Below are 10,142 nucleotides of genomic sequence, written 5' to 3'. Positions count from 1 at the left end.
GCTCCTGTTCTTCGTCAGATAGCCCGCTATCTTCCTCATCACAGAAGCGAAAATGCCTCAAAAACTCATCCCAAATCATCGCACGATAAATTCAAAACAGCTTCTTAGTTAGAAGCCAATACTTTTGTGCTATTGGCTTCTAACTAATTCCCTCTAGCTTCTTTTATCTGCTGGCATTTTGAGGATATTCATTTGAAAATCGCCTCTTTGAGCCTTGTAACCGCTTTCAGGGCATCGCCTTGCGCTTCATTGAGCAGGGTGACGAACTTGCTTCCGATGATGCATCCGGCGGCGTGGGCAGAGGCGGCCTCGTAGGTCTGGCGGTTTGAGATGCCGAAGCCTATCATCCGCGGGTTGCGCAGGTTCATCGCTTCGATGCGGCGGAAGTATGCCTGCTTCTGCTCGTTGAAGTCGCGTTGCGCGCCGGTGATGGCGGCAGAAGATACCATATAGATAAACCCTTCGGTATGGCGGTCGATTTCGCGGATGCGTTCTTCGCTGGTTTCGGGGGTAATCAGCATAATGATGCGCAGGTCATAGCGTTCGGCTATGGGACGGTATTCTTCCATGTAGTCTTTGAAGGGAAGGTCGGGGATAATCATTCCGTCTATGCCGCATGCCTGGCAGCTTTGGCAAAAGTTCTCGAATCCGTATTGCATGATGGGGTTGAGGTAGCCCATCAGGATGAGGGGGATGCGTACGTTGCGGCGGATGCCTTCCAATTGGGCGAAAAGGCAGCGTAGGGTCATTCCGCCACGCAGGGCACGGGTGGCGGCGTCTTGGATGACGGGTCCGTCTGCCATCGGGTCGCTGAAAGGGATGCCGATTTCTATCATATCCACACCTTGTGCTTCGAGGGTGCGGATGACATCGGCGGTGTTGTCGGGTGTGGGACATCCTGCACAGAAATAGATGGAGAGGATGTCGTGTTTCTTTTGTTCGAATAGTTGGTTGATACGGTTCATGGTGGTTAATAATTAATAATGTGCTAATTAATAATGTGCTAATGTGTCAATGTGCTAATGTGTCAATGTGCTAATGTGTCAATGTGCTAATTCATTCTCTCATTGTCACATTGTTCATTGATACATTGTTTATTCTCTCTATAAATGCCTTCAGCTTTCCGGCATCCTTTACGGCGGGAGCGGTTTCGAAACCGCTGTTTAGGTCGATGCCTGCCCACTGAGGGTGATGGAAACGCCGCAATGCTTCGAGGCTTTCGGGGCAGATGCCTCCGCTCAGCAGGAACGGCACGTCGCCGAGATAGAAGCGAAGCAGGGACCAGTCGAACGCCTTGCCTGAGCCTCCGTGCCCGGCACTCGGGGTGTCAAACAGCAGGTAGTCGCACAAGGGAAGGTAAGGAATGGTCTGCTCCAGGTCGGCAGGCGTGCGAGGTGCGAACGCCTTGATGAGGTGGAACCCGTGGCACCGCAGTTCGAGACACAGCTCAGGGCTTTCGGTGCCATGCAGTTGCACGTAGTCGAGGCGCAGGGCTTCGGCACGTGCGGTTATGGTGTCGAAGCCGGCGTTGACGAATACGCCGACGCGTTTGGCGTGGCGGGGCAGATAGGCGGGTGTGTCCGCCACGAAGCGGGGCGAGCGTTCGTAGCAGATGAACCCTATCCAGTCGGCTCCGGTATTTTCTATGGCGCGGATGTTTTCGGGCTCGCGCATGCCGCATACTTTGATTATCATGTCGTTTGTTGTTTGGGCACCACAGATTACACAGATTTAGTGAAATGAACGTCCGTATTTTGTCCAATTTGTTTGTAGGGGCGTATTGCATACGCCCTGATAACGTCTTTGTGGGTTAGTTGGCGCATTCGGGCGTATGCGATACGCCCCTACAGCGGATGTGTGCGGAATTCATTTTTAATAAAATTGTCACTGTTGTGAATGGGTTATAATTAATTATTTTAATCTGTGGTGAGTAAATCTGCAATAAACCGGCTTAATGCTTCTCCCGGTTCGTCGGTCTTCATGAAGGTTTCGCCGATAAGGAAGCCGTCGAATCCTGCTTCGCGCAACTGAAGGAGGGTATCGGGGCTGGAAATGCCGCTTTCAGAGATTTTCACTATGCCTCGGGGCAATGCCTCGGCAAGCCGGAGCGAATGGGACGCATCGGTGTGGAAGGTGCCCAGGTGTCGGTTGTTGACGCCCACTACGTCGATGTATTCGTTCAAGTAATCCAGCTCTGCTTCGGTATGGATTTCCAGCAAGGTTTCCAGTCCCAGCGTGTGTGCTTCTTTTGCCAGCGTGAGGCACGCTTGGGGGGTAAGGGCAGAGGCTATCAAGAGGACGGCGTCCGCCTGTACTGCTTTTGCCTGCAATAACTGGTATCGGCTGATGATAAAGTCTTTGCGCAGGATGGGCAGGCTGACCGTAGGGCGTGCCGTACGGATATCTTTCAGCGAACCTCCGAAGTAGGCTTCATCGGTCAGAATTGAGAGAGCCGCAGCTCCTGCCTGTTGATAGGCAAGGGGGATTTGTGCTGCATCCGCATGGCGGTGTATCCACCCTTTTGAAGGCGAACGGCGTTTGAACTCGGCGATAATGCCGGTAGGCGATGCCATAAGTGCCTGTTTAAGGCTGCGTGCCGGAACAGGTTCGCCCAGTTGCTTTTCAAGGAAGGCGGCAGATACCACTTTCTCTTGTCCGGCTATCTCGATGCGCTTGTGCGCGATGATTTCTTCTAAAATGTCTTTGCTCATAATTTTTTAGTTGACTAGGTGTTAGGTACTAGGGGACTAGGTTTTTAGATAGTTTGGTTTGTACTGGCAAAACTATTTAGAACCTAGTTGCCTAGTACCTATTCACCTGGTACCTGATTTAATTGTTTATCTCTACGAACTTGCAGAAGGTGCTCCATGCCTTTCCGCTTTCCAACGACTGGCGTGCCAGTGCCACACATTCTTCTATCGGCTTGCCGGGCTCGCGTGCCTGAATGGCGAACGAAGCGTTGATGAGCACACATTCGGTCTGCGCTTTCGTGGCACGGTTGCAGAGCACGTCGTCGAATATCCGGGCGGCTTCCTGCGGGCTTTTCCCTCCCGAAAGTTCTTCCTGGCGGGCAAGCGAGAAACCTAAGTCTGCCGGGCGGTAAATGGTCTCGTAGCGGTTGGTCATCACCTTGAACTCGTCGGTGAGCGAGATTTCATCGTATCCGTCGAGGTTGTTCACTACGGCGAAACCGATACCCAGTTGCTGGAGCGTGTTGGTGTAGAGACGCATCTGGGCGAGGTCTGCCACTCCCAATAGCTGGTATGCCGGCTGGCAGGGATTGATGAGCGGTCCCAACAAGTTGAACAGGGTGCGCACCTGCAACGCCTTGCGCACGCCTGCCACGTGTTTCATTGCCGGATTGAAGAGGGGGGCATGGAGGTATGCCATGTGGCAGGTCTCAATGGAGCGGCGCAATCGGTCGGGGTCGGTAGTGAACCGCACGCCGTGTTGTTCCATTACGTTGCTGGCTCCGCTCACCGAAGTGGCGCCATAATTGCCGTGCTTGGCTACGTCGTAGCCTGCTCCTGCCACCACGAAGCAGGCGCAAGTGGAGATATTGAAGGTGTTCTTGCCGTCTCCTCCTGTCCCCACGATGTCGATGGGGCTGTAGTCGGAGAAATCGACGGGGATGCGTGTTTCAAGCAATGCCTGGCGGAAGCCGGCAAGTTCGTCTACTTTGATGCCCCTCATCTGGAATACGGTGAGCAGGGCGGCTATCTGTGTATCGTTGTATTTGCCTTGTGTGATGCCTTTCATCAGTCCGTATGCTTCGTCGTGCGAAAGCTCTTCGTGGGCAAATAGTCTTGTAAGTATTGCTTTCATATTGAGTGAGGTTTATAGTTCTTGAAACGCAGATTATCGCAGATTAACGCGGATTGAATTTTTATTATAGGGCATATCCGTAGAAATAAATTTTAATCTGCGGAAATCTGCGTTAATCTGAGTTTCACAATATGTTCTGTGACGCTTAGTGCTCCAGCCAGTTTTGCATGATGCGTTTCCCGTCGGGGGTCAGCACCGATTCGGGATGGAACTGGATGCCTCGGATGTCATATTCGCGGTGGCGCAATGCCATGATGTATCCCTCTTTGCTTAGGGCGAGTGTTTCGAGGCAGGAAGGCAAGGTGTCCTTGTCGACTACCCACGAGTGATAACGCCCTACGGGAATCTCACGGGGCAATCCTTGAAAGAGGTAATCGTCGGCGATGAGGTCTACCGGGCTTTGTATGCCATGGAATACGCTGGAAAGGTTTACCAGTTTTCCGCCGAACACTTCGCCGATCGCCTGTTCGCCCAGGCAGATGCCCAGTATAGGCTTCTTTCCGGCATAGGAACGGATTACGTCAAGCAATAATCCGGCTTCTTCGGGGATGCCCGGTCCGGGCGAGATGACTATCTTGTCGTATGCTTCCAAGTCTTCCAACAGGAATTTGTCGTTGCGGAGCACGGTCACTTCGGCTCCCAATTCTTGCAGTATCTGGCTCAGGTTGTAGGTGAACGAGTCGTAGTTGTCTATAATAACGGTTTTCATTTTTTGAGTTCTTAAGTTTTTGAGTTTTTAAGTTTTTAAGTTCTTGCTTGAGTTTTTTAGTTCTTAAGTTTTTTAGTTCTTGAGTTGGTGTAAGATAATAACTTACAAACTCAAAAACTCAAAAACTTAAAAACTAAAGAACTTATAAACTCTCAGCAATCAGGATGGCTTTTTTCAAGGCTCCCAGTTTGTTGTTCACTTCTTGCAGTTCGTTTTCTTCGTTGCTCAGGGCGGTGATGCCTCCGCCTGCCTGGAACCAAAGTTCGTGGTTGCGGCTTACGAAGGTGCGGATGGTGATGGCCTGGTTCAGGGTTCCGTTCAGCCCGATGAAGCCGATGCAGCCTCCGTATGCACCGCGGTTGTGTGGCTCTATCTCGCTGATGAGTTGCATGGCACGTACTTTGGGGGCGCCGCTCAATGTACCTGCCGGAAAGGTGTCGAAGAACGTGCGGATGGGATTGGCGTCGGCGTTCAGCGTGCCGCTTACTCGGCTCACGAGGTGGATAACGTGGCTATAATATTGCGGTTCTTTGTAGAAAGCTACGTGCGTGCCCGTGCAGTTCCGGCTTAGGTCGTTGCGTGCCAGGTCTACCAGCATCACGTGTTCGGCGTTCTCTTTCGGGTCGGCAAGCAGGGCTTCGGTCAGCTTTCGGTCGGTTTCCTTGTTTCCGCTCCTTCGGGTGGTGCCGGCAATTGGGTCGATGGTGGCTTGCCCGTCTTCTATCCTGCAATGGGTCTCGGGCGAAGAACCGAAGATGCGGAATCCTCCGAAGTCGAAGTAGAACAGGTAAGGCGAGGGATTGATGCTGCGCAGGGCGCGGTAGAGCTTGAAGTCGTCTCCCTGGAAATGCTGGATGAAACGTCGTGAGAGTACGATTTGGAACACATCGCCCCGCAGGCAATGGGCGATTCCCTTGCGGATGTTTGCCTTGTGCGCTTCATCGGTTAGGGTACTGGTGGTTTCCCCTATGGGGTGGAAACCGTAGGTGGTATAATTACGGTCGTGGATGGCACGTTCTATCTCGCCAATATGGCTCGGCTCGCTTCCGTCGTTCATCTCGATGAGTACCATTTCGCTCTTGAAATCGTTGAATACGATGATGTACTTATACAGGATGTAGAGGATATCGGGTGCATCGTTCTTGGCTTCGGTGCTGTCTTTCACCTCCACTGGTTCGAAATAGCGCACGGCGTTGAACGAGGTATATCCATATACGCCGCAATAGTCGGCATATTCTCCTTCTACCCGGAAGCGGGAAAGGAAGCGGTTCATCACATCCTCCACCGTACATGCTTCGCTGATAGGAGTTTCTTCGCGCGAGTGGTCGGGATAGATAGCGGTAGCTACATCGTGGCTTACGCTGATATTGGCTATCGGGTTCAGCCCGATGAACGAACGGTTGTTTTCGCTCCCGTGATAGTCGGAGCTTTCCATCAAGGCGCTTTGCGGAAAGAGGTCGCGCACCTTCAGGTAGGTGCTGACTGGTGTATGCAGGTCGCCCAGCAGCACTTTATGATTGGTATGGTAATGGTAGGTCATTTTTTAGTTAATAATTAATAATTAATAGTTAATAGTTTAATGTGCTAATAAACAATGTGGCAATGTGCTAATAGACAATGTGGCAATGTGCTAAAAAACAATGCACATTCTCACATTAGCACATTTTCATATTTGCACATTTGCACATTAGCACATTATTCAAATACGTTTCCATGTCCTTGTCCCCTCGTCCCGATACGGTGAGCACCACGATGTCTTCGGGGCGGAAACTGACCTTCTCCAGTGCGCCCAATGCGTGTGCCGATTCCAGTGCGGGGATGATGCCTTCCAGACGGGTCAGTTCGTAGGCGGCACGGATGGCTTCGTCATCGTTGATGGCGAGCACCGTGGCACGGTGTTGTGTGGCAAGGTTGGCGTGCAGGGGACCGATACCCGGATAGTCCAGCCCTGCCGATACCGAGTAGGGTTCCAGGATTTGTCCGTCTTCGTCTTGCATCACGAGGGTTTTCGCTCCGTGGATGATGCCCAGCCGTCCCAGTTGGATGGTGGCGGCAGAGTATCCCGAATGGATGCCCTTTCCGCCTGCTTCGGCGAGTACGATTTTCACCTTGTCGTTGTTCAGGTAATGATAGACGGTGCCGGCGGCATTGCTTCCTCCGCCCACGCACGCTATCAGATAGTCGGGATAATCGCGTCCCTCGTGCTCCATCAGTTGTTTTTTGATTTCTTCGCTGATGACCGATTGCAGGCGTGCCACCATGTCGGGGTAAGGATGAGGCCCTACGGTAGAACCTATCACGTAGTATGTGTCTTCGGGGTGGCAGCACCAGTCGCGTATGGCTTCATTGGTGGCATCCTTCAGGGTTTTGTTTCCCGAGGTGACCGGGCGCACTTCGGCTCCCAGCATCTTCATTTTTTCCACGTTGATGTGCTGGCGTGCCACGTCGGTTTCGCCCATATACACCACACATTCCATGTTCATCAGTGCGCAGACCGTAGCCGTCGCTACTCCGTGCTGTCCGGCTCCGGTCTCGGCGATGATGCGTTTCTTTCCCATTCGCCGTGCCAGCAGCACTTGCCCGATGGCGTTGTTTATCTTGTGTGCGCCTGTATGGTTCAGGTCCTCCCGCTTCAGGTAAATCTTGCATCCGTATTTCTCCGAAAGCCGGTTGGCAAGATACAGGGGAGAGGGACGTCCCACGTAGTCGCGCAACAATTGGGCGAACTCTTGCTTGAAATCATCGCTATCCAATACCCGTAGGTATGCATCTTTCAGTTCGGTCACGCACCGGTGAAGAATTTCGGGGATGTATGCTCCGCCGAAATTTCCATAATACCCGTTTGAGTCTACTTGATACTTTTTCCGATTCATATTTTGATTGTTTAAGTTATTGCCAATGGGGATAAAAACAAAAAAGGCTGTCGTAAGAACGACAGCCTTTTTTGTATGCCTTGATAAATGATTGTTGGTTATGAGAACAGACAGATACACACGGACTGGGTTAGCTTACGACTTTGGGAGTAGTAAGTAACGCCACCAACGATATGTATTTGTCATTACTGAGTTCATGAGTTTTTTGTTATGTTTCTGTTTAATTCGGGAGCAAATATAGCGATAATTTTTGAAGATGCAAACAAAATGGAATCTTTTTTGTTCTATATCCATAGAAGTTTATTTGTATAAACAAGAAAAAACAACTATCTTCGTAGTACATATATAATAAGGAGAAAATTATGAAACTATTCGGTTATTCAGTAGTGAGCAGCCTGTGTGCCCTGATAATGGGTATTCTGCTGGTAGTGTGGCCCGAGGCAGCAGTGATTTATTTGGTAATAACGGTAGGGGTATTGTTTTTGCTTCCGGGTTTGTACGGGATATTGGCTTATTTTTCTTCACGTGGCAATGTTTTTCCTGTTGTAGCACTGGGCAGTGCCTTGTTGGGGATATGGTTGATTGTAATGCCGGGCTTTTTTGTCAGTATTCTGATGTATGTGCTGGGCGCGTTGCTGGTGTTCGGAGGCGTCAGCCAGCTGATGGGTTTCATTTCGGCACGCAAGCTCGCAGGTAGTGTCCCAGGCATCTTTTATGTGATTCCGGTCTTGCTCCTGCTGGCAGGCATCCTGATTCTGGTGAATCCTTTCGAAGCGGCAAAAGTGCCTTTCATCGTTCTGGGCGTGTCTTCTATCGTTTACGGCTTGACCGACCTCTTCCGCATCATCCGCTACCGCCAAAAGAAAGAGGCGGGGATAACGGATGTGGAAGTGATAGACGAGCGGAGAGAAGGCTAATAGTTCAGTCCGAACGCCCATAGTGGGACGATGTTGGCGTAGCCGTTCTCGATGTCGTCCTTTACGATATACCCTTCTTGTACGCTTTCTATTTGTTTTTGCCCTTTTTTGCGTTCTCCGATTTCAAATACTTTGCCGTCTATTTCGAAGTCGGAGACGCTGGAACTGGTCACATTGTTTAGCACCCTTGTCTGGTTCATGAAGAAAGTTTCCCTTACATTGCCGATTTCCGCATGTTCGGGCGCTAATGTGTAAATCAGGTTGGAGTTGTCAAGATAAAGCTTTTCCACTTTTCCCAATCCTCGCAGTCCGCCTGTTGTATCATGAAGTTGGGCTATCATGCCTGCCTTTTCCATGTAAATCAAGTAATTCGGAATGTCGTTCCGGCTAATTCCAGTAGCTTCCGCCAATTTTTGCATGACGGGCTTGAAAGGCACACTTTTAGCTATTACCATCAAGAGGCTTTTCAGTTTTCTCCCTAAGGTAATGTTGGCCTGTATGTGTTGCGGAATGTCCACTTCCATCGTTTGATTGATGACCTGCATCAGTTCCATTTCATATTCTTCATCTTTGGCGAAAGGGTAATAGCCTCTGCGTAGATAATCTTTGAAAAGAGGCAGCGGATGCTCAACAGGAAGCACGGCTTTGTGCGCCAATATTTCGTTGAGGCTATAAACGGGGGTTTCTATCTGATGGAACAAATGCAGGTATTCGCGGAATGAAAGCCCCTGCATGGTGTAAATAGGCATCCTTCGGCTTAGGTCGGCAAGCCCTTTGTATATATCAAGGATAGACGAACCGGAGATAACCAGTTGCAAGTCATCGTAACTATCGTAAATCTGCTTAAGCTCTCTCGACCAACCTTCATACTTATGAATCTCGTCAATAAACAAATGTTTCCCTCCCATTTTCACAAAACGGTCCGCCAGTTCCACAAGCTTATGTTCGGCAAAATACAGATGGTCAGCAGATACATAGAGTGTATCTGCCGGATTGAGATTGAATTTAATATACTGCAAAAGCATCGTAGACTTGCCCACTCCCCGCGGTCCGACAATCCCGAAAGCACGTCCGTTCCATTTGATTTGGTTGTACTGGTAACGAAAGAACTCGGTAGGCGTATGTTTTAGTTTCCGGTTGAAAAACTCATATAGTTGTTCCATAATCGTGTGGTTTAGAAAACAAAGATACGGTTTTTGCATGAAAAAAATGCAGAATTCCTCGAAAACTGCACGGAAATGATGCAGAGCCTGCATTCCAGCGTCCGTTGGCATACTTATTTCCATGAAAAGTCTCGGTACATTTGGCTTTGCAGCTGGGTGATATTCTCTTTGCAGGTATCTAAGTTTTATATTCCGGCTGACGGAACGTATATTCCATGGGCTGGAATATACGTTCCACGGCGTGGAATGTACGTTCCAGCCCATGGAATATAAAACTTATAGCTGTGAGTGGATTATTAATTGTCTTTTTGAAGAAAATGATTTTGTGTATCAGGAAACAAAAGATTATTTTCGATAGAGATTCAGAAGCTGTTTTGATTTCATTCGATAAATTTGTTAAGCATGATTTGGATGAATGCGATCTGTACCATGGCTTCCGCAGTTTCAGCAAGGAATTCGTAATCGATAGCCAGCCTTCTGAAGTTTTCCAGCCATGAGAAAGAGCGTTCCACAATCCAGCGTTTGGGCAGTACCTGAAATTTGGATGGACATTCGTCCGGTCTGAGTACGACCTCCAATATCCATCCGAATTTCTTCTTGACCCAATCAGCCAAATCTCCCCTGTAGCCTCCATCCGCCAATATTTTAACCAAGC

General features: G+C 49.8%; 10 protein-coding genes. 1 reads left to right on the top strand and 9 read right to left on the bottom strand.

Annotation, left to right across the window (positions count from 1 at the left end):
- Nucleotides 1–188 precede the first annotated feature (188 nt).
- From trpA to trpB, 7 genes are all read right to left on the bottom strand, one after another.
- A complete protein-coding gene (gene trpA, locus B5F78_RS15000; RefSeq protein WP_087407098.1) occupies nucleotides 189–965 on the bottom strand; it encodes a tryptophan synthase subunit alpha in 777 nt (258 codons plus the stop codon).
- Between the two features lie 91 nt (nucleotides 966–1,056).
- A complete protein-coding gene (locus B5F78_RS14995) occupies nucleotides 1,057–1,695 on the bottom strand; it encodes a phosphoribosylanthranilate isomerase (protein ID WP_087407097.1) in 639 nt (212 codons plus the stop codon).
- A gap of 221 nt (nucleotides 1,696–1,916) precedes the next feature.
- Entirely contained in the window at nucleotides 1,917–2,711 is a 795-nt protein-coding gene (gene trpC / locus B5F78_RS14990; RefSeq protein WP_087407096.1) for an indole-3-glycerol phosphate synthase TrpC, read from the bottom strand.
- 118 nt (nucleotides 2,712–2,829) lie between these two features.
- Nucleotides 2,830–3,825: an anthranilate phosphoribosyltransferase gene (gene trpD, locus B5F78_RS14985; RefSeq protein WP_087407095.1), complete on the bottom strand. Its 996-nt coding sequence runs from the start codon at nucleotides 3,823–3,825 to the stop codon at nucleotides 2,830–2,832.
- Nucleotides 3,826–3,970: 145 nt separating this feature from the next.
- On the bottom strand, nucleotides 3,971–4,534 hold the full coding sequence (locus tag B5F78_RS14980; protein WP_087407094.1) for an anthranilate synthase component II: 564 nt from the start codon (nucleotides 4,532–4,534) through the stop codon (nucleotides 3,971–3,973).
- Between the two features lie 142 nt (nucleotides 4,535–4,676).
- Nucleotides 4,677–6,074, bottom strand: a complete 1,398-nt coding sequence (locus B5F78_RS14975) for an anthranilate synthase component I family protein (RefSeq protein WP_087407093.1) — start codon at nucleotides 6,072–6,074, stop codon at nucleotides 4,677–4,679.
- Between the two features lie 115 nt (nucleotides 6,075–6,189).
- Complete coding sequence (gene trpB / locus B5F78_RS14970; RefSeq protein WP_087407092.1) at nucleotides 6,190–7,407, bottom strand: tryptophan synthase subunit beta; 1,218 nt, start codon at nucleotides 7,405–7,407, stop codon at nucleotides 6,190–6,192.
- Nucleotides 7,408–7,769: 362 nt separating this feature from the next.
- On the opposite strand from trpB, the gene B5F78_RS14965 reads away from it, so the two are divergent.
- Nucleotides 7,770–8,324 carry an HdeD family acid-resistance protein gene (locus B5F78_RS14965; RefSeq protein WP_022040671.1) on the top strand — a complete coding sequence of 185 codons (555 nt, stop codon included), beginning with the start codon at nucleotides 7,770–7,772 and terminating at the stop codon, nucleotides 8,322–8,324.
- Here the strand turns inward: B5F78_RS14965 and B5F78_RS14960 are convergent.
- Entirely contained in the window at nucleotides 8,321–9,487 is a 1,167-nt protein-coding gene (locus tag B5F78_RS14960) for an ATP-binding protein (protein ID WP_087407091.1), read from the bottom strand. The two genes, B5F78_RS14965 and B5F78_RS14960, sit on opposite strands and share 4 nt — an antisense overlap.
- 380 nt (nucleotides 9,488–9,867) lie before the next feature.
- Nucleotides 9,868–10,142 (bottom strand): transposase (locus tag B5F78_RS14950; RefSeq protein WP_140400183.1); only part of this gene is annotated, 275 nt, incomplete at its 5' end.

This window comes from Bacteroides sp. An279 (assembly GCF_002159615.1).
In the GTDB taxonomy this organism is placed as follows: Bacteria; Bacteroidota; Bacteroidia; order Bacteroidales; family Bacteroidaceae; genus Phocaeicola; species Phocaeicola intestinalis.
The sequence above is the reverse complement of the archived record's forward strand: the minus strand, read 5'-3'. Positions and strand labels throughout refer to the sequence as shown.

Excerpts from the sequence above, each read along its gene's own strand:
- trpC (WP_087407096.1), bottom strand. The coding sequence starts at position 2,711 with ATGAGCAAAGACATTTTAGAAGAAATCATCGCGCACAAGCGCATCGAG.
- B5F78_RS14995 (WP_087407097.1), bottom strand. The coding sequence starts at position 1,695 with ATGATAATCAAAGTATGCGGCATGCGCGAGCCCGAAAACATCCGCGCC.
- B5F78_RS14975 (WP_087407093.1), bottom strand. The coding sequence starts at position 6,074 with ATGACCTACCATTACCATACCAATCATAAAGTGCTGCTGGGCGACCTG.
- B5F78_RS14965 (WP_022040671.1), top strand. The coding sequence starts at position 7,770 with ATGAAACTATTCGGTTATTCAGTAGTGAGCAGCCTGTGTGCCCTGATA.
- trpB (WP_087407092.1), bottom strand. The coding sequence starts at position 7,407 with ATGAATCGGAAAAAGTATCAAGTAGACTCAAACGGGTATTATGGAAAT.
- trpA (WP_087407098.1), bottom strand. The coding sequence starts at position 965 with ATGAACCGTATCAACCAACTATTCGAACAAAAGAAACACGACATCCTC.
- trpD (WP_087407095.1), bottom strand. The coding sequence starts at position 3,825 with ATGAAAGCAATACTTACAAGACTATTTGCCCACGAAGAGCTTTCGCAC.
- B5F78_RS14980 (WP_087407094.1), bottom strand. The coding sequence starts at position 4,534 with ATGAAAACCGTTATTATAGACAACTACGACTCGTTCACCTACAACCTG.
- B5F78_RS14960 (WP_087407091.1), bottom strand. The coding sequence starts at position 9,487 with ATGGAACAACTATATGAGTTTTTCAACCGGAAACTAAAACATACGCCT.